24 protein-coding genes are annotated in these 24,146 nt (G+C 51.7%); 8 read left to right on the top strand and 16 right to left on the bottom strand.

The window, feature by feature from the left end; translation table 11 throughout:
- Positions 1-2: 2 nt before the first annotated feature.
- The 4 genes from fabG (at position 3) to mltG (ending at position 3,656) form a co-directional block, all read left to right on the top strand.
- Positions 3-746 carry a 3-oxoacyl-[acyl-carrier-protein] reductase gene (fabG, locus tag ACTIDN_RS00455; protein WP_441375603.1) on the top strand — a complete coding sequence of 248 codons (744 nt, stop codon included), beginning with the start codon at positions 3-5 and terminating at the stop codon, positions 744-746.
- 271 nt (positions 747-1,017) lie between these two features.
- Positions 1,018-1,257, top strand: a complete 240-nt coding sequence (locus ACTIDN_RS00450) for an acyl carrier protein (RefSeq protein ID WP_006557907.1) — start codon at positions 1,018-1,020, stop codon at positions 1,255-1,257.
- An 86-nt stretch (positions 1,258-1,343) separates the two neighbouring features.
- On the top strand, positions 1,344-2,630 hold the full coding sequence (gene fabF, locus ACTIDN_RS00445; RefSeq protein ID WP_415507397.1) for a beta-ketoacyl-ACP synthase II: 1,287 nt from the start codon (positions 1,344-1,346) through the stop codon (positions 2,628-2,630).
- Between the two features lie 42 nt (positions 2,631-2,672).
- Positions 2,673-3,656 carry an endolytic transglycosylase MltG gene (gene mltG / locus ACTIDN_RS00440; RefSeq protein WP_441375602.1) on the top strand — a complete coding sequence of 328 codons (984 nt, stop codon included), beginning with the start codon at positions 2,673-2,675 and terminating at the stop codon, positions 3,654-3,656.
- A gap of 40 nt (positions 3,657-3,696) precedes the next feature.
- On the opposite strand, the gene ACTIDN_RS00435 is transcribed toward mltG, so the two are convergent.
- The 15 genes from ACTIDN_RS00435 to ACTIDN_RS00365 all read right to left on the bottom strand — a co-directional run bounded on the left by ACTIDN_RS00435 (position 3,697) and on the right by ACTIDN_RS00365 (position 19,114).
- Positions 3,697-4,548: a lipid-binding SYLF domain-containing protein gene (locus ACTIDN_RS00435; RefSeq protein WP_415507399.1), complete on the bottom strand. Its 852-nt coding sequence runs from the start codon at positions 4,546-4,548 to the stop codon at positions 3,697-3,699.
- Positions 4,549-4,643: 95 nt separating this feature from the next.
- Positions 4,644-5,441 (bottom strand): inositol monophosphatase family protein, encoded by a 798-nt coding sequence (locus ACTIDN_RS00430; RefSeq protein ID WP_441375601.1) that lies wholly within the window; start codon positions 5,439-5,441, stop codon positions 4,644-4,646.
- A 127-nt stretch (positions 5,442-5,568) separates the two neighbouring features.
- Positions 5,569-6,489, bottom strand: a complete 921-nt coding sequence (locus ACTIDN_RS00425) for a lysophospholipid acyltransferase family protein (RefSeq protein WP_441375600.1) — start codon at positions 6,487-6,489, stop codon at positions 5,569-5,571.
- Complete coding sequence (gene lpxK / locus ACTIDN_RS00420; RefSeq protein WP_441375687.1) at positions 6,486-7,475, bottom strand: tetraacyldisaccharide 4'-kinase; 990 nt, start codon at positions 7,473-7,475, stop codon at positions 6,486-6,488. The genes ACTIDN_RS00425 and lpxK overlap by 4 nt, the downstream gene beginning before the upstream one ends.
- Before the next feature lie 2 nt (positions 7,476-7,477).
- Entirely contained in the window at positions 7,478-9,490 is a 2,013-nt protein-coding gene (locus ACTIDN_RS00415; protein WP_441375599.1) for a glycosyltransferase N-terminal domain-containing protein, read from the bottom strand.
- 18 nt (positions 9,491-9,508) lie between these two features.
- Positions 9,509-10,000, bottom strand: coding sequence for a DUF934 domain-containing protein (locus ACTIDN_RS00410; protein WP_441375598.1), 492 nt, complete (start codon positions 9,998-10,000; stop codon positions 9,509-9,511).
- Positions 9,987-11,681, bottom strand: a complete 1,695-nt coding sequence (locus ACTIDN_RS00405; protein WP_441375597.1) for a nitrite/sulfite reductase — start codon at positions 11,679-11,681, stop codon at positions 9,987-9,989. Before ACTIDN_RS00405 ends, ACTIDN_RS00410 begins: the two co-directional genes overlap by 14 nt.
- A gap of 24 nt (positions 11,682-11,705) precedes the next feature.
- On the bottom strand, positions 11,706-12,050 hold the full coding sequence (locus ACTIDN_RS00400) for a DUF2849 domain-containing protein (protein WP_441375596.1): 345 nt from the start codon (positions 12,048-12,050) through the stop codon (positions 11,706-11,708).
- A gap of 128 nt (positions 12,051-12,178) precedes the next feature.
- The gene (locus ACTIDN_RS00395; RefSeq protein ID WP_441375595.1) at positions 12,179-13,231 is read right to left on the bottom strand and encodes a sulfate/molybdate ABC transporter ATP-binding protein; all 1,053 of its coding nucleotides are present in this window, start codon (positions 13,229-13,231) and stop codon (positions 12,179-12,181) included.
- The gene (locus ACTIDN_RS00390; protein ID WP_441375686.1) at positions 13,228-14,028 is read right to left on the bottom strand and encodes a sulfate ABC transporter permease; all 801 of its coding nucleotides are present in this window, start codon (positions 14,026-14,028) and stop codon (positions 13,228-13,230) included. The genes ACTIDN_RS00395 and ACTIDN_RS00390 overlap by 4 nt, the downstream gene beginning before the upstream one ends.
- A complete protein-coding gene (cysT, locus tag ACTIDN_RS00385; protein WP_441375594.1) occupies positions 14,028-14,879 on the bottom strand; it encodes a sulfate ABC transporter permease subunit CysT in 852 nt (283 codons plus the stop codon). Before cysT ends, ACTIDN_RS00390 begins: the two co-directional genes overlap by 1 nt.
- A 101-nt stretch (positions 14,880-14,980) precedes the next feature.
- Complete coding sequence (gene cysC / locus ACTIDN_RS00380) at positions 14,981-16,861, bottom strand: adenylyl-sulfate kinase (protein ID WP_441375593.1); 1,881 nt, start codon at positions 16,859-16,861, stop codon at positions 14,981-14,983.
- 25 nt (positions 16,862-16,886) lie between these two features.
- The gene (gene cysD / locus ACTIDN_RS00375) at positions 16,887-17,681 is read right to left on the bottom strand and encodes a sulfate adenylyltransferase subunit CysD (RefSeq protein WP_415507410.1); all 795 of its coding nucleotides are present in this window, start codon (positions 17,679-17,681) and stop codon (positions 16,887-16,889) included.
- A 49-nt stretch (positions 17,682-17,730) separates the two neighbouring features.
- Positions 17,731-18,417, bottom strand: a complete 687-nt coding sequence (locus ACTIDN_RS00370) for a phosphoadenylyl-sulfate reductase (RefSeq protein ID WP_441375592.1) — start codon at positions 18,415-18,417, stop codon at positions 17,731-17,733.
- A gap of 532 nt (positions 18,418-18,949) precedes the next feature.
- Positions 18,950-19,114, bottom strand: a complete 165-nt coding sequence (locus ACTIDN_RS00365) for a putative hemolysin (protein ID WP_441375685.1) — start codon at positions 19,112-19,114, stop codon at positions 18,950-18,952.
- 294 nt (positions 19,115-19,408) lie between these two features.
- On the opposite strand from ACTIDN_RS00365, the gene bioB reads away from it, so the two are divergent.
- From bioB to ACTIDN_RS00345, 4 genes are read left to right on the top strand one after another with little or no spacing between them, the layout of a single operon-like run.
- Positions 19,409-20,419: a biotin synthase BioB gene (bioB, locus tag ACTIDN_RS00360; RefSeq protein ID WP_441375684.1), complete on the top strand. Its 1,011-nt coding sequence runs from the start codon at positions 19,409-19,411 to the stop codon at positions 20,417-20,419.
- A gap of 28 nt (positions 20,420-20,447) precedes the next feature.
- Positions 20,448-21,083 (top strand): 7-carboxy-7-deazaguanine synthase, encoded by a 636-nt coding sequence (queE, locus tag ACTIDN_RS00355; protein WP_441375591.1) that lies wholly within the window; start codon positions 20,448-20,450, stop codon positions 21,081-21,083.
- A 3-nt stretch (positions 21,084-21,086) separates the two neighbouring features.
- The gene (gene queC, locus ACTIDN_RS00350; RefSeq protein ID WP_441375590.1) at positions 21,087-21,824 is read left to right on the top strand and encodes a 7-cyano-7-deazaguanine synthase QueC; all 738 of its coding nucleotides are present in this window, start codon (positions 21,087-21,089) and stop codon (positions 21,822-21,824) included.
- Positions 21,817-22,350: a 6-pyruvoyl trahydropterin synthase family protein gene (locus ACTIDN_RS00345; protein ID WP_441375589.1), complete on the top strand. Its 534-nt coding sequence runs from the start codon at positions 21,817-21,819 to the stop codon at positions 22,348-22,350. The genes queC and ACTIDN_RS00345 overlap by 8 nt, the downstream gene beginning before the upstream one ends.
- Before the next feature lie 55 nt (positions 22,351-22,405).
- Here ACTIDN_RS00345 and ACTIDN_RS00340 read toward each other — a convergent pair whose 3' ends face one another.
- Complete coding sequence (locus tag ACTIDN_RS00340; RefSeq protein ID WP_441375588.1) at positions 22,406-23,905, bottom strand: malate:quinone oxidoreductase; 1,500 nt, start codon at positions 23,903-23,905, stop codon at positions 22,406-22,408.
- Between the last annotated feature and the right edge of the window lie 241 nt (positions 23,906-24,146).

The following is a 24,146-nucleotide window of genomic DNA, read 5'->3' as shown; positions in this document are numbered from 1 at the left end:
TTATGTTCAAACTTGATGGTAAGGTCGCTCTAGTTACCGGAGCTTCAGGCGGTATTGGCGGAGCAATTGCAGCAACCCTGCACGCTCAGGGCGCTCATGTCGTTCTCTCAGGTACGCGTGAAAACGCACTTCAGGAGCAAGTAAAGGCTCTAGGCGGAGAACGCGTCGATTACGTTGTCGCCAACCTCTCCAACCCGGCAGAAGCTGATGCTCTTATTGCAAAAGCAGAAGAAAAAGCCGGTACCCCGGTTGATATTCTTGTCAATAACGCTGGCCTGACACGCGACATGCTTGCTCTGCGCATGAAGGACGAAGACTGGGATCAGGTTTTGAATGTTGACCTCTCATCCCCGTTCAGGCTCTGCCGCGCAGCGCTAAAAGGTATGCTGCGTCGTCGTGCTGGCCGTATCGTTAATATTGCCTCCGTTGTTGGTGCTACGGGCAACGCTGGGCAGGCTAACTATTCAGCAGCCAAGGCTGGCATGGTTGGTATGAGCAAGTCTCTGGCTCAGGAAGCAGGCTCACGCGGCGTGACGGTAAATGTTGTTGCACCGGGCTTTATTGTCACACCCATGACAGACGTGCTCCCCGACGCCCAGAAAGAAAAGCTGCAAAGCCAAATTCCTCTGGGTCGCCTTGGCAAGCCAGAAGATATTGCCGCCGCTGTCCTGTATCTCTGCTCTGATGAAGCGGGATGGGTGACCGGTTCAACACTACACGTTAATGGCGGTATGGCTATGATCTGACCGGTTACGGTCCGATAAAGCACAACAGGTCGTGCAAAATACTTGCAGATGTGGCAGATAAACTGCATCACAAGCCTCGATCCGGCCGCGTATGACATATCCATGGGCGGCTGGTGTTGGCTTGGACTAAAAAAACGTGCTATGCGCCCACAGTCTTGTTGCATGTACAAGAGCTGATAGCTCATTTCATGCCTGCACCAAGAACGCTGGCGAATGGAGCGCCTAGATAACTTGCCCCTCTTTTTACCGGGCATACAGGAAGCAGAGACAGATGAGCGAAATCGCTGATAAGGTTAAGAAAATTGTCGTCGAGCATCTCGGCGTTGAAGAAAGCAAAGTCACACCGGAAGCGTCGTTCATCGACGATCTGGGCGCAGACAGCCTCGACACCGTGGAACTCGTGATGGCTTTTGAAGAAGCTTTCAACGTAGAAATTCCGGAAGATGCAGCCGAAAAAATCGCAACCGTCAAAGACGCGATCGACTACATCGAAAAGCAGAAAGCTGCCTAATCAGGCTTTATGCCTGTAGGTTAGTTTTATCGGGTCCCTCGTTCCTGAGGGACCAAACAGACTCATAGAGCGGGGAGCGGGCTGGTTTGTTGCAGTCGGCCGGAGCAAATTCGGGCCGGAGACGCGTTGTCGTCACCGGTATGGGCATGGTGGGGCCGCTTGGCCTCGGTGTCGAAAACGTATGGTCACGTCTGATCGCTGGTGAAAGCGGGATTGGCCGAATTACACACTTTGATCCGAGTGATCTGCCTGCTCAGGTAGCAGGACAGGTTCCAGAAGGCCCAAAGACTGAAGGAAAGCTCACGCTTTCTGACTGGGTGCCGGTCAAAGATCAACGCAAGATGGACCGCTTCATCCACATGGGGCTGGTTGCCGCAACCGAAGCAGTTGAGGATTCCGGTTGGAAGCCCCAAACTGAAGAGGATAAATGCGCAACAGGCGTCATGATCGGCTCAGGCATTGGTGGTCTTCAGACCATTTATGATGCCTCCATTACCGTACATGAAGGCCGGGCCAAGCGTCTCTCGCCGTTCTTTATCCCGTCTGCCCTGATTAATCTTGTCTCCGGGCATGTATCAATCAAATATGGCTTTCAGGGACCCAATCACTCTGTGGTAACCGCCTGCGCTACCGGCGTGCATGCCATTGGTGATGCTGCCCGCCTGATTATGTTTGGCGATGCAGACGTAATGGTTGCTGGCGGCGCAGAAGCAACAGTGTGCCCATTGGGTATTGCCGGCTTCTGCTCAGCGCGTGCGCTCTCTACCGGCTTTAATGAGACACCCGGTAAAGCCTCCCGCCCGTGGGACAAAGACCGTGACGGCTTTGTTATGGGTGAAGGTGCTGGCGTGGTCGTGCTGGAAGAGTACGAACACGCAAAAGCCCGCGGTGCCAAAATTTATGCTGAAATTGTCGGCTACGGTATGTCCGGTGATGCCTACCACATCACAGCACCCGCAGAAGGCCATTATGGTGCGTATCGCGCTATGGGTGCTGCACTGAAAAGTGCGGGGCTGACGCCTGCCGAGATTGACTATGTCAACGCACATGGCACATCCACCATGGCTGATGACCTTGAATTGGAAGCTGTGGAACGTCTCTTTGCAGATGATGCCAAGAAACTGGCCATGTCTTCTACAAAATCTGCTACCGGGCATCTGCTCGGCGCTGCCGGTGCTGTTGAAGCCATGTTCTGCATGCTCGCCATTCGGGACAACGTAGCACCACCTACATTGAACCTTGACAACCCATCTCGTGAAAGTGTGATTGATCGCGTGGCGCATACAGCCCAGCAGCGTAAAATCAATGTCGCACTTTCCAACAGCTTTGGGTTTGGTGGTACAAACGCCAGCCTTCTTGTGCGCGGCATCTGATAAAATCTTTTATTCCTTCTTATGAAGGAATAAATAGAGGCTATGCGCAAGACACTCTTTTTTATGCTTCTTGTCCTCTTTCTGGGGGCAGGGAGCGCAAGCTTGAAATTGTGGACCGACTATACAAAAGCCGGTCCACTTTCGGCCCCTGCTGACGTAGTTGTACCTCACGGAAACTATCTCAGTACGATTCACACTTTGCAGGACGCCAACGTCCTTCCAAAAGGGTATTACGCAGAACGCTTTGCGTTGCTTGCCATTGGTCTGACCAGAAAAGATGGTCAACTCCATGCAGCAGAACTTCATTTCCCAGCTCATGTTTCTATCAAACAAGCTCTCGCTGTGCTGCGCCACGGCAAGCCGGTCATGCATAAGCTGACAATTCCTGAAGGGTTGTCTGCTGCACAGATTGAAGCTCTCATAAACGAGGACGATCTGCTCACCGGTGCGCTCCCTCACATTCCTGAGGGAAGTGTTATGCCGGAAACCTACAGCTATGTACGTAATACATCGCGTGCCGACTTTCTTACACGTACGCAATCAGCCATGCAGCAGGCTGTCGCAAAAATTTGGCAAGAAAGAGCAGCGTCACCTGAAATTCCTGACTCGCACGCACTCGTTACCTTGGCCTCATTAATAGAAAAAGAAACAGCACTCCCTGATGAGCGGCCACTCGTTGCGCGTGTGTTTCTTAACCGCCTTCAGAGCGGGATGAAGCTACAAACGGACCCGACCGTTATCTATGCTCTGACAAACGGGGGAGCCCCGTTAGATCGTCCCTTAACGCATTCAGACTTACACACCCCAAACCCGTACAACACATATATGTATGCGGGCTTACCTCCAGGACCTATATGCGCACCAAGCCTCAGTGCTCTCACGGCGGCCGCACATCCAGCAGAAGGCGATGTTCTGTACTTTGTTGCAGACGGGAAGGGTGGTCACAAATTCTCTAAAACGTTGGGCGACCATAATAAAAACGTTTCAGATTTTCGCAAAGCTCAACAAAATTCTAGCGAGAAGTAAGTCAAAAGGAAGAGCAGGAATGCTCTTCCTTTTCTACAGATTACCGTTTCCCCGTGGAGGGTGTTAGGGGTGCCAGGCTTTCATGCTGCACAGCATTGGTCGTTGCTGTGCCTTGATAATCAGGCACCGTATCAGCCGCCGGAATGGACGCACTTGTCGTGCTAGAACGCGATGGGGTGGCCGTTGAACCGGATAACTTACTGTAACGCATGAGTACGCTTCTGAGCGGGTCAGCCCCCGGATTATTAACCCGCATTGTCACTACAATTTCTTCCGGGCCAACAGTCTGCGAATAATATTTGCGGTTAATATCGCTATTAACCGTCAGCTTCGTGCCACCCAATGCGGCACCGGCAAACAAGCCCTGCGCTTTCTGTGCAACCAGAATGTCCGTGTTCCTAGCTCCGGCATTTCCACGTTCCACACTGCTGCTCAAGGTTGCAAAAGATACACCTGCATTAGCCCCAAACTGGAACTGACTATCCAACAGGGCCTGCAAACCACGATCTGTCATAACAAAGAACATGGCAGATGAGCTTTCCACACCCAACTGGATACCAAAGGACGCCGTGCTCAGCGTATAAAACGCAGGGTCTGACCATGAACCACGTGCATCACGGGCCAATAATACACACCCACCACCAGCGCCACCAAACACTATGGACATCCGAAAGATAGATGGACACACCATGACCGCCCGCGCCTTGGCTAGATTAACGGCGACATTGCTTGTCGCGGTTGCCCCCACAAACATGTCCTGTACGGTGAGCGCTGCTTTATCAACAAGCGTCTGCCCGCTGTCAGCAGCCTTGGCACTTTGTGGTGTGCACAAAAGGGTTGCAGCCACCCCTAGAGCAAGAGAACACGAAGTAAAGCGGTAAATCGACCGCATGGTTGGGTCTCCCTATAAGCCGAGCGGCAAAGTAAGAACAAAACAGAACTTTATGATGAGAGAATGGCAACGATCAGTTGCCCCGGAAAAAACGTTTACTTCAACGGAATGGATACCGCTGCAGAAAGCGCCTCTGCAATATGTGGGTTCGCTGCCAGAATAGTTGCTGGCCCCGTCAGTCCGCCATTTGCCAGAAAAGGCGATACACTCGCCCCTACCTCTGCAAGCAAGGGGAGGGCTGCAGCCACATCCCAGAGGTTAATAACAATTTCGATGTAGCCATCCAGCCGACCACAGGCAACATCCGCGAGAGCCAATGCACCAGACCCACCAGAGCGTGGCATGGCACCAAGCCGCATAATGGCATCCATTTTTTCCATAAAGACTTCACGGGGCACTCTGTTGCTCCACCCCATTTCAATCATGGCGCTGGCTGGCTCTTTAACGGGGGATACCTGAATACGTTTGCCATTAAGAAAAGCCCCATGACCAACATGAGCGGTATAAACTTCACCGAGCGCAGGAGCTTCTATGACGCCTGCAACAGGCCTGTCTCCATCCAAAAGACCAAGAGACACACACCACCTGTTTCGGCCACGAGCGTAATTGGATGTTCCATCAATGGGGTCAACAACCCAACGTAGCTGACCATCCCGCGCTACGCCGCCTTCTTCCCCCTGAAAACCATCTTCAGGAAAAAGCGTTTTCATACGGTCTGCTATGAAAGCTTCAACAGCACCGTCAGTTTCTGTCAGCCAATCCTGTGCAGATTTTTGTGTGCCTGCCGGGCCGCCGGGAGCCGGACGCATGGCCATGGCAAGTTGTCCGGCATCCCGCACTACAGACCGTGCTGCTTCCAGACGATAGGCGATAGCAGAACTGTGAGATGACATGCGGCTTGCTCCAATACTCAGATCACATTCAGAATGTCGCTACCATAGTCACAAGGCGGCCCAAAGGCGACACTCAGCGTTTATAAAGGCGCAAACCGTTCTGCATGAACTTCAGTGGAGTACAGTGTTACTTATCGCTTTTATAGAAAGACTTGGGCCATCTTTTATGGAGCCACAACCAGCTTTCTGGTTTTTGTCTGATCCACAGTTCCAGTTGGTCATTTACCATCTGAACAAGCTGTCCCATGTCCTGCTGCTTGTTCCCCGTTTGTGGCAAAATAAGAGGCGGCTCCACTATAATACGCAAACGAGCTGGCCCCAAACGCTCAACATGCCCGGGGATAACCGCACACCGATATTTTAGTGCCATAGCAGCAAGGGCAGGGGCTGTCATGGCGGGGAGGCCAAAAAACCTCGCTTCCACACCGTCATTCATTTTCTGGTCAACAAGCATACCTAATCGGCCACCTTTGGCCACATAAGATAAGGCCTCCCGTGCGCCCCTTGCTCCCTTCGCAAAAAGCGGCATTGGCGTTGGTGCCATGGCATCATCCCGCAGATGTCTAATCATGGCATCAATCAACGGATTAGCCGCAGCCCGATAGAAAGACGCAAACGGGGCACCATGACGGGCAACAGCGGGGGGAAGCATTTCCCAATTGCCTATATGCCCGGAAAGGAAAAGAACTGGACCGCCCCGCTCCACCTGATCGCGCAGATGCTTGGCGCCATGCACTTCAAAACCCGGACCGTTTGGCGTGTTTTCCTGTAAATCCGCCAGATGCGGCAATTCGCCTACCGTACGCCCAAGGTTTTCCCATACTCCCTTCACAATAGATCGGCGCTCGACGCGTGTCAGGTGAGGAAGGGCTATTTGCAGGTTACGATCAGCCGTGTTGGAGACCGGTAAGAGAGGGCCTACCATACTGCAGAAGCGTCCACCGAGATTTGACGCTTTAACAGGGCCTAAGCGCTTGAAAAAACCAAGTAACGCTCGGGCGGCAAACGCCTCAACACGCATGGGCCATTTTATAATGGACTGTGTCATGTTCTGGCTTTGCTCATAAGAGTGTGAAGCAATTTTTCTGGCGCAGACGGATCATCCCATTGCAAAGCCACATTAACGACCTTCACGCGTTGCCTGAACCAGCTTGGCAGGCGAACAGCATCCTTTGGGGTTGTCACCAACTCCGCATTCTGAATTTCAGCGAAAGAAAGTAGGGATTTCATATCCTTTGACTGATAACGATAGTGGTCCGGAAACGCTATCGCCCTTAAAAGCTGAATCCCGCCCCCCCTCAAGCCATCAAAGAACTTACTCGGCCGCCCCAGACCAGCAAACGCAATATAAGGACCAGCTTTATTAGGGAGCAAGTCTGTTACCGTAGTTTCAAGACGCGCAGTGTAAACAGCCTTGGGGGGCAGATATTCTGCATAACGTTCCAGAAAATCTGTCTGATCTTCACCAATGACCAGCACTGCTGAGGCACGCTTCAATCCGGCGGTTATCTCCTCGCGCAAAGGCCCAGCAGGCATGACATATCCATTGCCCAGTCCGACAGCGCCATCCACAACAAGCAATGAAAGCGTTTTGCGTAACGTGGAATTCTGAAAACCGTCATCCATAATCAGGCATTGAGCGCCTGACTTAACTGCCGCTTGGGCGGTTGCTGCGCGGTCTCCGCCTACCCATGTTGGGCCCTGATGAGCCAGAAGGAGTGCTTCATCTCCCACATCCTGAGCAGTATGGTCGGATGTCACTCTGACTGGCCCCTTCAAGGTACCTTTGTAGCCACGTGTCAGAGCATGCACTTTGATGCCTTGCGCCTGAAGCCTTGCCATAAGATCCAACACAACTGTGGTCTTGCCAGTCCCGCCGGTTGTCAGGTTGCCGCAACACAGTACTGGAACAGGCGCTAACCATCCCAGAGCTTTCTGACGTCTGGCAGCGCAGCCGGCAACCACTTTAGCAAGAGGGCTTAACAACACGGGAAGAAAACGCGCCTCTGGCCGAAGCCAAAAACGGGGAGGCATACTCATGGCGCGCCAAGCATCATGATTTTGTTTGCCAGACTATCCAAGTGATTGGAGTGTTGTTGGATAATGTCCTGTGCATGTTTAACCTGCGCTGCGCTTCTGTCAGGCTCTGCCACCTGAGATACAACCCACTCTGCAATGTCATTTTTTGTAGTGAGAACCGACACTACGCTTTCCAACTTGTCGAAAATTTCGGAAAAATTGTGTGTACATGGTCCGGTGGAGGCAACACACCCCAGCCTGATTGGTTCAAAAGGATTGTGTCCACCGCCACCATTCTGCGCTGACGGCAAGCTGTTCCCTATAAAAGTACAATTGGCGAGCGTATAAAACAGCCCTAGTTCTCCCAATGTGTCACAAACCCATACCGGTTCTGAATACTCTGGTAACTTATCCAAAGAGCGCCTTGGAGCACCTGACGCAAGCTCAGAAATCTCAGCACCGCGCTCTGGGTGCCGTGGCACGATGAGTGTGAGCAAGTCAGGTACTTTTTTACGCGCCAGAGCTGCCGCCTGTATTATGGTTTCGTCTTCCCCCACATGCGTGGAGGCTGCCAGAAAAACCGGCCGCTGACCAATATGCCTCTGTAGCGTTTTTAAACTTTGCTCATCGACAGGCAAAGGCTGCGCATATGCCTTGATATCCCCTGTGGGCTCCAAACTATTGCAGCCCAAGGCTTTGAAATGGCCCGCATCAGCTTCAGAACGGGGCGCGATCCAACTGAAAGACGCCATGAGCCGCTTTGCTATACCGGGTGCTTTCTGCCACGCCTTGAAAGAGGAGGCCGACATTCTACCATTCACCAAGGCAACAGGAATTTGGTTTGCACGACACTGGCCAATAAGATTAGGCCAGAGTTCGCTTTCCGTAAAAACAGCGGCGTGAGGACACCAGTATTCCAGAAACCGTTTACCCCAACGGGGAACATCAAGCGGCACAAACTGATGAATTATGCGCGTATTCACATCGTGATTAACTTGATGCTGGGCCACAATGCGCGCGCCAGTCACAGACCCTGTCGTCACCAGCGCAGTACTGCCTGCGTCTTTTTCTAACCAACCTGCAATAAGTGGCAAAATGGACAGAACCTCACCAACACTGGCAGCATGAAACCAGACGAGTTTGCCCTGAGGCCGCTTACATGACGCGAACCCCATTTTTTCACGAACTCTCTCGGGTATCTCCTTCCCCTGACGTTGGCGGGAACGCAATAAAAAGGGTAGGGATGGTGCTATAAGAGTGGCCACGCATGCCCAAACTTTTGAAGGGGCAGGGCTTTGTGCCGGCATTCCCCACTTGAATACGTGATTGGCACCACTCGTCGTATCAGGACTCTCGGCCGCAGCCTGCATTTGCTTTGTCAGCGTTTCTGCCAAAAGTGCTGTGCCGTCCGGAGTATTTTTTTCAATATCAATCGGGTTTCCGCATACAAATCGCCCCTTACCGAAGGGAAGCGGAATGACCATCTTGTCCCATGAATTTAACTGTAAACCTGAGTAATAAGCACCAACAGGGACAACAGGTTTGCGCACGGCACCAGCAAGGGCTGCCATTCCTGGCTGCGCCACACGTCTAGGCCCGCGTGGACCGTCAGGCGTAATGACAACCTGCTCCCCAGCCAGCAAGGCTTTGCGCATTTGACGGAAAGCCGCAGCGCCGCCTTTATTTTTACCACGTGTATCCGAAGATCCCGCAATGGTACCAATGCCCCATGGCGCAATGATATCGGCAATCATCCGCCCATCCCGGTTGCGGCTTATCAGAACTTTCACACGTAAACCGGGAGAGACAGCCTTAGCCCACAAACAAAGCACAGGTGTGGCTGGCAAAATTTCATGCCAGAACGCCATAATCCCATTTGTGCCATTTCGGCCTATAAGAAGGGGGAACGCCTCTGGGGTTATATAGAATGTCCAGCGTGTCGTACGCAGCGCAAAGTGTAAATAAGACCGCACTAAACCGACACAAGCCCGGTGCAGAGATGAGTGGGGAGACAGACCAAAACGTGCCATGAGGCAATAATGCCTAACTTACGAGAATAAGCGACGCCTTAACGCAAATCCTTCCGGGGCTTCATTCTGGACAGAAGGCTGATAAGCAACAGTAAAAGCCTTGTGCGCCCGCTCCCAGACAGACACATCTGTGCCTTCGGGAACAAGAATATCTGTTACGCCACACCTCAGCAAAAACTCATACTGGTCTGGCAAAACATGGCCACCGACACGTATGATACCGTCAAATTTCAGATGTTCACGCAAGGCCCGGGCTTGTGTGAAAGCACGTCCATCCCGAAAAATAGGAAGGGTCAGTTGCACGGCATGTAGTCTGTCCAGCACATCGCTCAGGGCATCTACCGCCTCGTCCGGTGCCAGAACGACACCAACCCGGCCCTCAGTATTACGGGCAAAGCCTTCAGCCAGCCGGGAAAGCGGCAACAGAACATCCCCAGCAGGCACGGCATCTCCGTCTTGCACGAGCAGCCATGTATCGTCCTTAATCTGGCCGTTCTCAAGCAGTGGCATATGCGGCTTCCTTGAAGGGTGTTGTGCCTATCCGGCGACAGGTCTGTATAAAATGCTCGCCCTGATCCCGTCTTGCAAGATAGGTATCAATAATACGAGCAACAGCATCAACAGTCTCGTTCTCCGAAAGCGCTGAGCCAAGAATTTGACCCACAGATACTGTATCTTGGTCAGATGCACCACCAAGCGTAATCTGAAAAGCTTCTTCTCCGCGCTTGTCCACGCCCAGAATACCAATATGGCCTGCATGATGATGGCCACAGGCATTGATGCAGCCTGAGATATTCAGACGCAGGGGACCAATTTCCCGCTGTAAGTCAGCACTACCAAAACGCTCACTTAGTTTTTGCGCAATAGGCAGGGAACGTGCATTGGCCAATGCACAATAATCCAATCCAGGGCAGGCAATAATATCTGTAATAAAACCCACATTTGCTGTGGCCAGATCATGACGCTCCAGAACCTGCCAGACATCATACAAGACATCCTGCCTAACATGACCCAAAACAACATTTTGCAGGTGCGTAACCCGCAGCTCACCAAAGCTATATTGTTCAGCCAGGTCCGCCAGAACACGCATCTGCTCTGCGGTTACATCCCCCGGTATGCCTCCCACAGGCTTGCAGGAGATGGTGACGGATAAATAGCCCGCCTGTTTGTGCGCATGTGTATTGGTTTGTACCCAGTAATTGAAAGCCGGGTCCGCCAGCCGCTGTTGCGCGAGCTTTTCTGGTGCACCATCCGCAGGCAGGAAATCAGGTTGCCCGAAGCGTGCTCTAATTTCTTCCACTATATGCTGTGGTAGCTGATATTTGGCCCGGTCCATGGCGGCAAATTCTGCATCCACTTGCTGCCGGAAACTCTCAATTCCCAAAGCCTGAACCAGAATCTTGATACGCGCTTTATAAATATTGTCCCGCCGCCCATACGCATTATAGACGCGCAAGATAGCTTCCAGATACGCTATAAGATCAGATTCAGGCAGATCTTTCTGTATGCTGGTTCCGACAACCGGAGTGCGGCCTAATCCCCCTCCAACATACACCTCAAACACCGGACGCCCGTGAGGGCCCATGCGCGCCATAAGGCCGATATCGTGAAAACGTGCTGCTACGCGGTCCTTGGGGCTACCTGAAATTGCAATCTTGAATTTCCGTGGAAGAAACGTGAATTCAGGATGCAGGGTAGACCATTGACGCAAGATTTCCGCATACACACGCGGATCAAGCACTTCATCCGCCGCTGCTCCGGCAAACTGATCTGCCGTCACGTTCCGGATACAGTTGCCGCTTGTCTGAATAGCATGCATCTCCGCTTCGGCCAGAAGATCAAGAATATCAGGAGTGTCCTCCAGCTTGATCCAATTAAACTGTATGTTCTGGCGGGTCGTGAAATGCCCATACCGACGGTCATAACGTTCAGCAATTAACGCCAAGGTGCGCATCTGGCTGGCACTTACTATTCCGTAAGGGATAGCAACACGCAACATATAGGCGTGCAATTGGAGATAAAGCCCGTTCATCAGCCGTAACGGCTTGAACTCCTCCTCAGTCAGGGCCCCAGAAATTCGGCGCTCAACCTGATCTTTAAATTGTGCCACGCGTTGCTTGAGGAAAGTTTTGTCCACGGCATCATACGCGTAACGCCCGACAGGCAATATATGCTGAGAAGTGTGAGGCATGGGGGGAGCGACCTTGAGTAAAATTTAAGCTGTGACCGTCTGGCCAGACTTCTGCCATGTCGGAACAAATTCAGGGTGTATGCTCGGTCCTTGCGCACGAATTTGTTCCCGGCTGGTTACGGGTGTGATGCTGCCAGAATTTATGTGCACCTGCACGCCGTAAACGCCGACCAATCCCTCCTGCTGTGCTTTGACAGAATATGCAGCAAGTTTCTCCTCTATTTCTGTATTAGGAAAAACTTGTGCATGGCTGAGGAGTATCTGCCATGTATTATCAGCCGCCAGCCAGACAATACGACCATCCAGCAGACGGTTTGCCGTCAGAACGCTGTGTCCTTCTGTGTCCCGACGGCTATTTCTGCGGTCCATACTTCCTACCTCGCAAAGCACATTTACTTAGCGTATTTTCTCACAAAATTACGCTACAATCAACATAAGCTCATCAAAATTCAATCGCCACGCTTGATATTCACTGAAATTTCACTAATATTTTTCGTTTAATTTGCTAGATTACCGTTTCTGAAAATACGGGCATTCTGGATATTTAAGAGAGCACAACCTGTTTTGGCATGAGGTCGACCAGAAGTCTCGGGAACAAAAACGGGAACAATGCGGTCGGACAAAGCGGCCGAATAATGCCTAAAACCGTTACTTTTACCGTGGGTAATAAGAGGGACCGCCGCTTGTCCCTCTTCATGCAATATAATTTCAAAAGGACGGATCATCGCTTCTGCAGGGCCTGCTGATATTTGGGTTGGAAAAGAACCGACATGGATCTCATCCGGCATAAAATATCCGCTTTTTACCTGTCCCTTGAATGTTACAGCTTCTCCTAAAAATTCCATGACAAAAGACGTCTGAGGTTTTTCATCCAAATCAGAGGGAGACGCATCCTGCACCACACGACCATTCTGCATCACCACAATGCGGTCAGCGACTTCCAAAGCTTCTTCCTGATCATGGGTGACCAGAATAGTCGTCAGGCCCAATTGATCGTGTAGCGTCCGTAACCATGTCCGAATTGTACGCCGTACAATGGGGTCCAGTGCGCCAAAAGGCTCATCCAGTAGAAGTAGTGTCGGGCCCGTTGCCAAGGCGCGTGCCAAAGCCACCCTTTGCCGTTGTCCGCCAGACAGGCGGGCAGGATATGCGTCGGCCAAGGCGGGTATTTGCATTAACTCCAACAATTCTTCAATGCGACTGGCAATCTCTGTAGGGGGAGGACGTTTCCCCCGTGGGAGAACATCCAAACCAAAACTGATATTTCGCGCCACAGTCATGTGTGGAAATAGCGCATAATTTTGAAATACAAACCCTATTTTCCCGGCTCTATCCTGCAACGTTGTAAGGGTGTTACCGTTTAGCGTCAGGACGCCTTCTTCACACTGATCCAACCCTGCAATCGCTCGCAAAAGCGTGGTTTTTCCAGCTCCGGAAGGACCAACCAACGCCACAAAAGCACCAGTTGGAAAAGTAAGGTTAATATCATCCAGCAATTTCCGATGAGTTGCCGGGGCATAACGGGTCAGATTTTCAACATGCACGCTCATTTAGGCACTTCCCGACTACGCCATAAAAGAGCTGGCGCATAACGTAATAAAACTGTGGCCAAAGCCATGCAGGCCAGAAGAGCAGCCATAGAGAAAGCCGCTACAGTCTGGTAACCGTTATAGAGGCTTTCTATATGCAACGGCATGGTTTCGGTCAGGCCAGGAATATGTCCGGAAACAACGGACACTGCGCCAAATTCCCCCATAGCACGAGCTGTTGTCAGCAAAATGCCAGATATCAGGGCTACACGGGCTCCCGGCAACGTAACTCGCCAGAGTATTTGCCAGAACCCGGCGCCTGCCAGTGCCGCAGCTTCTTCTGTGTCCCGCCCTTGCTGCTCCATGAGGGGCACTAGAGTACGCACAACGTAGGGCAGGGTGACAAACACCGTTGCTAAGATGATACTAGGAATAGCGAAGGCTATATGAATGCCTGCCTGTTCCAACGCTGGCCCCCACCACCCCTGAGCACCAAACAGAAGAAGCCAGACCAGACCAGACACAACTGGAGAAATACTGAGCGGCAACTCAACTAGAACCAGCAGAGACGTGCGGCCCGGAAAGCGGTATTTTGTCAGCAACCAAGCCGCCGCAATGCCAAATAACGTGTTGGCAACAACGGCAATGCTGGTCACTTCAACTGTGAGCCAGATTGCCGCAATGCCATCCGTGTCCTTGAGAGTCTCGAGAGCGGGCCCCAAACCATTTTTCAGGGCCTCTGCCAAAACCACAGCAAGCGGCATAATAAGCACGAGAATAATGAGCGCCCATGCGGCCACCCAAAGGCCACGCTTCATCATGCCCCGACACTCCATGCCGAAACTCTTCTTCGTAAAACACCCAGACACACCAGAACGGACAAAGAAGCCAGAAGCAAAATCAGGGCTATGGCTGTCGCTCCCGGGTAATCAAACTCCTGTAATCTTACAACAATCAGCAAAGGGGCAATTTCACTTTTAAAGGGCTGGTTACCAGCAATAAAAATAACAGACCCATATTCCCCAACTCCGCGTGCAAAGGCCAAACCAAAACCCGTAAGAAGAGCAGGGCGCAGTGGCGCGATAATAACACGGGTTATAATTTGCCATGGTCGTGCTCCCAAAAGTTTGGCAGCTTCCTCCAGTTCCTGCGGTAAGCTCCTCAAGACCGGTTCTACCGTTCTGACCATAAATGGGAGACCCACAAACATAAGAGCCAGAATGATACCAAAGCGCGTATAAGCCACTGATAGACCCAACTTGGAGAGTGGAAAGCCCAGCCACCCCTGAGGACTGTATAATGTGGCAAGCGTAATGCCAGAAACCGCCGTGGGGAGCGCTAAAGGGATATCTATGAGGGCATTGGCAATATGCCGACCGGGAAGGTCGCCACGTACCAGCATCCAAGCAAGGAAAAGCCCGAGTGGAACATTGAGAAGTGCCGCGACAGCAGCACTGGAAAAACTGGTCCAGAGTGCTGCAAACATGCGGGCATCATGCAGTTCTGCCACTACAGGGCCAACACCATCCTGCCAAGGGCGGATGACGAGAGCACAGAGCGGCAGAATAATAAAAAAACCTGTCCAGAATACTGTAAACAAGAGTGAAAAACGGTAGCCGGGCAAGGCAGAATATCCGCCACGCCAGAACAGTGTAAAAGCTCGCTTCATGCTACCCATCAACCACTAGAATGCAGAACGCCAAATACAGCCCGGCTGAACCTTTTAAAGCTCGCACACAGGCAGCATATGACTATCCCCGAAAATGCAGCTTAAGACTGTAGCCGAGCCGGACGAGCAAATCGGACAAAGCCCTTAATAAAATCTGCCAGACTACTCGTTGCAGAATCAACATTATTCGCGCTGGTTTTCAGGTGCAGGGCAGGAGCATGCGGTGCCTCGTAAGGAGCATCAATTCCTGTAAAGTTCGCAATCTTTCCCTGCCGTGCCGCAGCGTAAAGCCCTTTCGGGTCGCGTTGCTCACACACAGAAAGGTCAGCATCTACAAACACCTCCTGAAAGCCTTCGCCTATAATCTGTTTTGCAAGCAAACGATCTGACTGTAGGGGAGAAATCAGTGCAACCAACACAACCTGTCCTGCATCTTGTAGGATCCGGGCGACTTCTGCGGCACGGCGGACATTTTCCGTGCGGTCTGCTTCGCTAAAACCAAGATCCTTACAGAGACCTGCGCGCAGCGTGTCTCCGTCCAGAACACTCACATTCAGCCCTTGCGCAAAAAGCTGAGACTCAGTGTGCCGTGCCACCGTGCTTTTGCCTGCACCTGACAAACCTGTAAGCCAGAAGACAGCCCCTTTGTGCCCATGAGCGCGCGTGCGGTCTACTGCACTGACATGGCTGCCTGCGGGGTGGATAACAGTCTCTCCCGCCTGCGTTAGAGCCGCACCAATAAGCGGCGCGCCACCTACAATCCGCTGGTGCCGGTCAACAAGTACCCCCCGACCATCCGCAGTTCCTGGTGCAAAAGCATCAAATTGAATGGTCTCAGAAGCAGCGAGCGTAATTTCAGCAAAGCCTTCAGCCGCCACTTCGTCTCCATGGTGGGCTGTCAGGTTTTCAAGGTCCAACACCGTATCAATGGAGGCAACGGTAACCGTGTGCTCAGCTGTTGCTAGGCGGAGCTTGAATGTCTCCCCAACGCGCAAAGGCTCCTGACGCAACCAGAACAACCGTGTTTTAACCCGAGCAGCTTCAACAGGTGCGTTGTCCGGAAGATACAAAATGTCCCCCCGGTCAGGAATTACGTCTGGCTCCAAAGTGATCGCAACAGACTGTCCCGCAATAGCCGAAATCTGCGGTGCTGTGTGCCAGCTTTCGACGGATGCAATACGGGCACGGGTTTTCTGTGTGCCGATAACAATTGTGTCTCCAACGCGGACACGCCCACGCTCTATACGCCCAGCAACATAGCGCTTGTCACCAAAGCGATAGACGTCCTGCACTGGCAGGCGGAGTGGCAGTTCTGTGCGAGATTCAGGTGAGGGTACTTCTGCCAGAACTTCCGTTAAGGTAGGCCCACTATACCACGGTGTCCGCTCAGAGCGCGTTGCAATATTATCGCCATCCCGTGCAGAGGCTGGGACAAATACAGCCGCCTTAAGGTCAAGCTTTGCCAGAAGCTCTCCGACAGACTCTTGCACGGCCTCAATCTTCTGCTGGTCAAAGTCTAGAAGGTCCACCTTATTGAGCAGGACAATAACGTGCCGAATACCAATCAAATGCAGCAGCATGGCGTGACGTCGTGTCTGCTCACGCGCACCCTCAGCAGCATCAACAACCAAAACGGCGGCTTCCGCATCTGCGGCACCGGTAATCATATTCCGTAAAAACTGCCGATGGCCGGGAGCATCTACAATAACAAACTCACGCTGACCAAGCCGGAAAGGAATACGGGTTGAATCAACTGTCACGCCCTGATCTCGCTCAATCTGCAATGAATCGAGCAAGAAGCTCCACTCTATTTTCAGCCCGCGTTTTTTGGAGGACTCAATAATTTGGGCAACTTTGCCGTCCTGAAGGTTGTCCGTATCGTGCAGCAGACGCCCTATGAGAGTCGACTTACCATGGTCCACATGCCCTACAATTACGATAGGAGTGGCGGCCTCATGAGATTTTGAAGAACTTTGTGTCATTGTCTTTATTTCCAGTCCGCAAATCTCAGAGGTAACCAGCAACGCGCAAGCGTTCGAACGCATCTTCTGATTCATGGTCCATGGCCCGACCAGACCGCTCAGATGTGCGTGTGGTTTCAAGTTCCGCAATAACCTCAGCGAGTGTTGCGGCATTACTCTCAACAGGGTTTGTAATATCCTGATCACCCAAAGAGCGGTAGCGCTTGCCATTTTTAGCAAAATACAGGTCAACCAGCGGAATACCCTCGCGCTCTATATAGCGCCAGATATCGATTTCACGCCATGAAAGGAGTGGGTGCACACGAATATGCATGCCTTCTTCATGAGGCGTTGCGTACTGGTCCCAAAATTCAGGCGGCTGATTGCGGATATCCCATTTGTGGCTGGCTCCACGAGGGCTAAAAACACGCTCTTTCGCGCGCGTGCCTTGCTCATCCCGCCGAATGCCGGCGATAACACCTTGCAAACGATGCTTCTCAATCATAGCGGCAAGACCGGCCGTCTTACGCGCCGCAGACCGTGCCGCAGGCGGCAAAGAAGGGTCCATTTCCTCTACAGGTGGGCAATCACCAAGCAACAACTCCAAGCCCCATTTCTTGGTGTACTCGTCACGGAACTGGTACATTTCCGGAAATTTTTTGCCGGTATCCACATGCATGACGGGGAAGGGTACGCGGCCAAGAAATGCTTTTTTAGCTAACCAGACCATCACGTTTGAATCTTTCCCCAATGACCACAGCATGGCCAGCGGGCGGAGCTTGCGATAGGCCTCACGCAGAATAAAAATACTTTGCGCTTCAAGCTGATCAAGATGGTCCATAGTATGTTTCAAACCTGTGTTGGTAATCAGTGATAGTCGTTATGCAAGGTCAGCCTGCGGTATGAATGCCACATTCTGTTTTGGATAAACCCGTCCAGCGGCCTGAACGGGCATCCTGACCATTGTCCACTGGCCGAGTGCACACCGCGCAGCCGATGGAAGGATAGCCATGCTCTACCAAGGGGTGCGGCGGCAGGCCTCTACGTTCCATTTCAGCCGTGATCTGGTCAGCCGTCCAATGAGCAAGGGGATTCAAACGGAGTTGCCTGTCGGATTTTTCTTCCACAACTTGCAGCGTTGTCCGGGTTGCTGCCTGCACACGCTTGCGGCCTGTAACAAGGGTCGAAAAAGGCTGCGTTGCAGACTTCAGGGGTTCCACCTTGCGCAGAGCACAGCATGCGTCTGGATCAAACGCCCACAGTTCACCCGTTGGGTCCCGGTCTGCAATTTGTGAGGAGTCAGGGGTTACATCAATGACGTGCCGCAACCCAAGAAAACGGGCCAATTCAGCGCGATACAACAATGTTTCCGGAAAATGCTTTCCAGTTTCCAAAAACAACACCGGAAGATCAGCGTCGGCTTCTGCAACGAATGCCAGCAACAGCGCTGATTCAGCACCAAAGGAAGAAAGAACAGCAACATCATCAGGCAACAGTCTAGAGGCCGCCTCCAGAAGGCGCACAGGGTCATGTTCTACAGACCGTAACTGCACCATAATTTTAGTGTTAGTAAACATTTACGACCCACGAACGTGAAAAATAGAAATCTTCTAAGGCACACATATAAGCGTGATATAATTATTTCAAGATCACTAAATATCACAAATAGCGTTATTTCGGTCGCAATGCACCAAACAGCACGAAAAGAAAGAGTGCCATATATGAATATTTTCTACGATATTTTTGCGCAATTATATCAAAAATTACACATGTATGTCGTGGAGTGCAGGGCAGCTATAAACTTCTGGCTCACGCTTACGCACGTGCACGATGCCTCTAGTGGTCAGCATCTCAGCCAAGTGCTTCAATTCATCTAGGCATCTAGTAAGCAAATCACTCAGCCTAAGTCCTCATCAGCCACCGCGCTCAAGAATGCATTGTTTGACAATATCAGCAGCGTACCGACAAAAATTCCAGACGAATCTCCAGAAACTCAACCATACACTAATTCCATTGCCTCAGTATTTAGTTGGCATAATATATCTTATGGGATTTATGTTTCAGCCAGTGTAGGGAACTCTAGAGCTCCCCACATTCTGCTCTGCTATTTTATCCGTTTGACGGTTTGGGATTATCTCTCCGGAAAAGCGCCCATTCTTCGTTAACGGAGCCATCAGGCAAGCGGCAGAAATTTACCTGCCCCTTTTTATCCTCGTAATGTGTCTCTATTTTGCCGCCCTTTTTGACACAATATAATGTCGCCGGATTGGGCATCCTGATCGGTCGTACGCGCTGTGTGGAGCGATCTTCATGCGTGTGCGTACACGCAACCACTGTCCCGAGCAAAGTGAGCATCATAGCCCCCTGAGCAAATCGAGTTACGGTTTTCGCCATTAGGTTTACTCCTCAATTTCAGCCTATTTTTCTGTGCTCAGTGTAATCTTATTTTACGTTCAATGTCATCTTGTCCTATAGCAGGCGCAGACGATGCATACTGTCTGGCATTTATGGTGCAAAAGACGTATGCTCATTATATTCCTGTTTTCATCAAAAGTTCGGTCCCTCCCCATGCCTGATGGTTCATCTCCTGTCGCTCGCCCCTCTTCTAATGTCGAAGTCCGTAATGACTGGACCGTTCCTGAAATTCAGGCGCTTCTTGACCTGCCCTTCCCTGAATTGATGTTCCGGGCGCAATCTCTCCATCGTTTGTCTTTTGACCCAACAGATATTCAAATATCCACCCTCCTTTCCATTAAAACTGGTGGATGCCCGGAAGACTGCGCATATTGCCCGCAAAGTGCGCGCCACGAAGATAGCGTCAAAGCTGACCGCCTGATGGCGGTGGAGAAAGTTCTTACGGAAGCAAAAAAAGCTCGTGATGCAGGAGCAAGCCGTTTTTGCATGGGAGCCGCTTGGCGCTCTCCGAAGGATCATGACCTGGAAACTGTCTGTGCCATGGTAGAGGGCGTAAAGGGTCTGGGGCTGGAAACCTGTGTCACGCTAGGCATGCTGGATGCCGGGCAAGCAGACCGCCTGAAAAGTGCGGGGCTAGATTACTATAATCACAACCTTGATACGTCCCCTGAATATTACGGCGAGATTATTACCACACGTACGTACCAGGACCGACTGGATACCCTCTCCAATGTGCGGGATGCAGGCATTAATGTCTGCTGTGGCGGTATCGTTGGCATGGGTGAGAACGAAACAGACCGCGCAGGCTTGATCGCCGCATTGGCTACGCTGCCTACTCATCCGGAAAGCGTTCCCATAAATCTTCTGGTGCGCGTAAAAGGCACACCTTTGGGCGATGCTGAAGAAATTGATCCGCTAGATTTTGTGCGTATGATCGCAGTTGCACGCATTACCATGCCAAAAAGCCGAGTTCGTCTGGCTGCCGGGCGCGAAAATATGAGTGACGAAACTCAGACCCTTTGCTTCTTGGCTGGAGCAAACTCCATTTTCTACGGCGAACGCCTGCTAACCACTCCTAATCCACAAGCACAGCGGGACCGCAATTTACTGGATCGTTTGGGAATGCACACAACAGGTATCGGGCTGGACGCTGTTCAGGCCTGAGACGTTCCTGCAAATAACAGTCTGACACATGACATATTCTGTTAAAGAAGTTTTCCTCACGCTTCAGGGTGAAGGTGGCCAAGCTGGTCGCGCTGCAATATTCTGCCGTTTTACGGGGTGTAACCTCTGGTCTGGCCGTGAGGAAGATCGTGCTAGCGCCATCTGCCAGTTCTGCGACACTGATTTTATAGGTACTGATGGTGACGGCGGCGGTAAGTTTCCGACGGCTGATAGCTTGGCTGCTCATATCAATGCGTTATGGCCGCAGTCAGACACACACCATAAATTGGTTGTTTTTACGGGTGGTGAGCCCCTGCTCCAGCTTGACGATACTCTTATCCACGCCATGCATCAGGTCGGTTTCAAAATCGCAGTTGAAAGCAACGGTACCGTTCAGGCTCCCGAAGGTATCGACTGGCTTTGTATCAGCCCCAAAGCTGGTGGAGAGCTTATTCAGACTCAGGGTACGGAGCTTAAACTTGTCTATCCTCAAAGCGGCATAGACCCTGCCTCACTCGAATCTCTGGATTTTCAGCAGTTCTGGCTACAGCCTATGGATGGTCCCAATCAGGCAGATAATCTACAAGCCGCTATTCGCTACTGCTTAAAGCACCCTCAATGGGGCCTCTCGCTTCAGACACATAAACTCACTGGTATTCCCTAAGTTATGGCCTTTCCCGAACACGCACAAACGGAATCAGCTCTCGTTCTCTTCTCAGGTGGGCAGGATTCCGCAACATGTCTTGCCTGGGCGCTTGCTCGGTTTGGTCGGGTTGAGACCTTGGGTTTTGATTATGGGCAACGGCACGGCATCGAGTTGAGCTGCCGGGAAACACTACGGGAGGGTTTGAAAACCCAGAATGCACTATGGGCCGAAAAGCTGGGCATGGACCACACCTTGGCTCTTGATGCTCTGGGGCAAGTTTCTGAAACAGCGCTGACCCGTGATGCGGAAATTGCCATGGCGGACGGAGGGCTACCCAATACGTTCGTGCCCGGCCGCAACATTATTTTTCTTACCTTTGCCGCTGCACTGGCTGCCAGGCGGGGTATTCGACACATCGTTACGGGTGTTTGTGAGACAGATTATTCCGGCTACCCTGATTGCCGGGATGACACAATAAAAGCGGTACAGGTCGCTCTTAACCTTGGCATGGACACACGGTTTGTCCTGCACACTCCTCTTATGTGGATAAACAAGGCTGAAACATGGGCGTTAGCCGAAGAATTGGGCGGGGATGACCTGGTGACACTAATTAACCGGGAAAGCCACACCTGTTACCTTGGAGACCGCACAACGCCGGTTCACCCGTGGGGCCATGGGTGCGGCCACTGCCCTGCCTGTGACCTGCGTCGGGCTGGCTGGGAAGACTATTGCACCAAGAAGGCTACCCAGCATGCCTGATCTGGTTTTTACCCGACGCTTTTCTATGGGACACCGCTTAATTCACGGCGCGAGCGAGACCTGTGCCTTGCCCCACGGCCACAATGAATTTGTAACCGTTAAACTGTCCGCCACGAACCCCGGTCGGTTAGATGGACGCGGCAATATGCCAGTATCTTTCCAGCGGGCAAAATCTACATGGCACCGTTTTGTAGACGAAAAACTGGATCATGCCCTGCAGCTCGCAGAAGATGATCCTCTGCTGGAGTGGTTCAAACAGCATGAGCCTGAGCGCGCACGCCGCATTGTTGTGACACCTGGTGACCCCACAACTGAACTCATGGTGTGCTTGCTAATGGCGAAAATAAACGCCTTTTTGATAGCAGACGAAAACTTACTAAAATGCGTTGAAGTTTCTTTACAGGAAACTCCAACAAATACTGTGACTTTTAGCGGAAACCCTCAGGACTTTCTACCTTGCCCACGGCCACCTGAACTGTGCTGGTGGTATCGCCCTGACATGTCCATCTCTGATTTTACAGGATAATATTTAATTTTTGTGCGGCGTTTTATCCGCCGCACAGTGCCTTTTATCAGACTGCTTACAAGTCTTGCAGCTTTAGAGTTTGCGTCGTTTTGTCGCGCAGTGTTTTGCACAAATCCAGATTATCGGATAGTTTTTGGCCATATGAAGGGACCATAGCTTTCAGCTTGGGCTCCCATTCGGCCAATTTACTGCCAAAACATTTCTCTAAAACGGTTAGCATAATTGGGGCAGCGGTGGAGGCGCCTGGGGACGCTCCCAGCAATGCAGCAATAGAGCCATCTTTGCTGGCGACCACTTCAGTTCCAAATTGTAGGACGCCACCCTTTTTTGCGTCTTTCTTGATAACCTGAACACGTTGCCCGGCTGTTACCAGTTCCCAGTCTTCCGGTTTGGCATCTGGTACAAAATCTCGCAGAGCATTCATCCGCTCATCATTGGACTGCATTACCTGTTGGATGAGATAGCGCGTGAGCGGCCAGTTGTCTTTTGCAACAGCCAGCATTGCCCCCAGATTTCCTCCATTGATAGATTTGGGCAGATCCATCAATGACCCCTGTTTTAGGAAACGCGTCGAGAACCCCGCATACGGCCCGAAGAGCAGAGCCCGTTGACCATTGATAACGCGCGTATCCAAATGAGGAACGGACATGGGCGGCGCACCGACAGAGGCTTTACCGTACACTTTGGCATGGTGTTGAGAAATAATGTCCGGGTTTTTACACCGCAGAAACTGGCCGCTTACGGGAAAACCACCAACACCCCGCGCTTCGGGAATACCGCTTTTCTGTAAAAGAGGAAGAGCGCCACCGCCACCACCAACGAAAACAAATTTTGCTTTCACGGTACGTTGTGTATTCTGGCGCAGATCCTGCACTTTAACGTGCCATAAACCGTCCGGCTCTTTTTTAAGGTCCAGCACTTCGTGACGTGTATGGAGTGTACAGGCGGGTGTGCTTGCCAAATATCCAAACAGCAAGCGCGTCAAAGCCCCGAAGTTGACATCTGTTCCGTTAAGACTGCGCGTCACAGCAAGTTTTTGGCCGGGTTTACGCGCCTTCATAACCAGAGGCATCCATTGCGCCAGTTGAGCAGGATCTTCCGAATACTCCATCCCTTCGAACAGCGGATGCTGGCTTAACGCTTCATAGCGTTTACGCAGGAACTCAGTATTCGCTTCCCCCCATACAAAGCTCATATGCGGGACGGGGGTAATGAAATCACGAGGGTTCGCAACAATCCCCGTTTCAGCAAGATAACTCCAGAACTGGCGGGAGACCTGAAAGGCTTCATTAACAACAACGGCCTTGCTGATATCAACATGACCATCGGCTTGTTGTGGTGTATAATTCAGCTCACATAAGGCGGAATGGCCTGTTCCAGCATTGTTCCACGCATCCGAACTTTCTTCCGCTACGTTATCAAGACGCTCAAAAATGCTGATGCTCCAGTCCGGCTGAAGCTGCCGCAGAAAAGCGCCCAACGTGGCACTCATAACGCCGCCGCCAATTAGAACGACATCAGCAGAAGAAGCGGTACCGGTAGTGATGGAACTCATTCTTGGTCTCCGAATATTCAATTCCGCCCCGTTGCTCAGGCAAAGACTGTGCATGGCTGACAGGAGCCATGCCCCGCTTCACACATACATGCAAGCTGCCAAAATGGGAGAACTGCCTGTAGAAGCCCCCTTTATGACACAGCTTTGCGCGCACACTCTCCTCATCTCTCCGAGAGCGCATCTGCAATGCACTGAACTCTTATCGAAAAGCAGCGTTATTTTGCACAGTCCAACTTAACGA

The sequence above is a fragment of the Acetobacter sp. genome (genome assembly GCF_052102375.1).
In the GTDB taxonomy this organism is placed as follows: domain Bacteria; phylum Pseudomonadota; class Alphaproteobacteria; order Acetobacterales; family Acetobacteraceae; genus Acetobacter.
Note: the sequence above shows the minus strand (reverse complement) of the source record. Positions and strands in the feature narration are given on the sequence as shown.

Excerpts from the sequence above, each read along its gene's own strand:
- ACTIDN_RS00415 (WP_441375599.1), bottom strand. The coding sequence starts at position 9,490 with ATGGCACGTTTTGGTCTGTCTCCCCACTCATCTCTGCACCGGGCTTGT.
- cysD (WP_415507410.1), bottom strand. The coding sequence starts at position 17,681 with ATGGACCATCTTGATCAGCTTGAAGCGCAAAGTATTTTTATTCTGCGT.
- queC (WP_441375590.1), top strand. The coding sequence starts at position 21,087 with ATGGCCTTTCCCGAACACGCACAAACGGAATCAGCTCTCGTTCTCTTC.
- mltG (WP_441375602.1), top strand. The coding sequence starts at position 2,673 with ATGCGCAAGACACTCTTTTTTATGCTTCTTGTCCTCTTTCTGGGGGCA.
- ACTIDN_RS00365 (WP_441375685.1), bottom strand. The coding sequence starts at position 19,114 with ATGCCCAATCCGGCGACATTATATTGTGTCAAAAAGGGCGGCAAAATA.
- fabG (WP_441375603.1), top strand. The coding sequence starts at position 3 with ATGTTCAAACTTGATGGTAAGGTCGCTCTAGTTACCGGAGCTTCAGGC.
- ACTIDN_RS00430 (WP_441375601.1), bottom strand. The coding sequence starts at position 5,441 with ATGTCATCTCACAGTTCTGCTATCGCCTATCGTCTGGAAGCAGCACGG.
- bioB (WP_441375684.1), top strand. The coding sequence starts at position 19,409 with ATGCCTGATGGTTCATCTCCTGTCGCTCGCCCCTCTTCTAATGTCGAA.
- ACTIDN_RS00370 (WP_441375592.1), bottom strand. The coding sequence starts at position 18,417 with ATGTTTACTAACACTAAAATTATGGTGCAGTTACGGTCTGTAGAACAT.
- ACTIDN_RS00425 (WP_441375600.1), bottom strand. The coding sequence starts at position 6,489 with ATGACACAGTCCATTATAAAATGGCCCATGCGTGTTGAGGCGTTTGCC.
- ACTIDN_RS00400 (WP_441375596.1), bottom strand. The coding sequence starts at position 12,050 with ATGGACCGCAGAAATAGCCGTCGGGACACAGAAGGACACAGCGTTCTG.
- ACTIDN_RS00435 (WP_415507399.1), bottom strand. The coding sequence starts at position 4,548 with ATGCGGTCGATTTACCGCTTTACTTCGTGTTCTCTTGCTCTAGGGGTG.
- cysC (WP_441375593.1), bottom strand. The coding sequence starts at position 16,861 with ATGACACAAAGTTCTTCAAAATCTCATGAGGCCGCCACTCCTATCGTA.
- ACTIDN_RS00345 (WP_441375589.1), top strand. The coding sequence starts at position 21,817 with ATGCCTGATCTGGTTTTTACCCGACGCTTTTCTATGGGACACCGCTTA.
- ACTIDN_RS00390 (WP_441375686.1), bottom strand. The coding sequence starts at position 14,028 with ATGAAGCGTGGCCTTTGGGTGGCCGCATGGGCGCTCATTATTCTCGTG.
- lpxK (WP_441375687.1), bottom strand. The coding sequence starts at position 7,475 with ATGCCTCCCCGTTTTTGGCTTCGGCCAGAGGCGCGTTTTCTTCCCGTG.
- queE (WP_441375591.1), top strand. The coding sequence starts at position 20,448 with ATGACATATTCTGTTAAAGAAGTTTTCCTCACGCTTCAGGGTGAAGGT.
- ACTIDN_RS00340 (WP_441375588.1), bottom strand. The coding sequence starts at position 23,905 with ATGAGTTCCATCACTACCGGTACCGCTTCTTCTGCTGATGTCGTTCTA.
- ACTIDN_RS00410 (WP_441375598.1), bottom strand. The coding sequence starts at position 10,000 with ATGCCACTGCTTGAGAACGGCCAGATTAAGGACGATACATGGCTGCTC.
- ACTIDN_RS00450 (WP_006557907.1), top strand. The coding sequence starts at position 1,018 with ATGAGCGAAATCGCTGATAAGGTTAAGAAAATTGTCGTCGAGCATCTC.
- ACTIDN_RS00395 (WP_441375595.1), bottom strand. The coding sequence starts at position 13,231 with ATGAGCGTGCATGTTGAAAATCTGACCCGTTATGCCCCGGCAACTCAT.
- ACTIDN_RS00405 (WP_441375597.1), bottom strand. The coding sequence starts at position 11,681 with ATGCCTCACACTTCTCAGCATATATTGCCTGTCGGGCGTTACGCGTAT.
- cysT (WP_441375594.1), bottom strand. The coding sequence starts at position 14,879 with ATGAAGCGAGCTTTTACACTGTTCTGGCGTGGCGGATATTCTGCCTTG.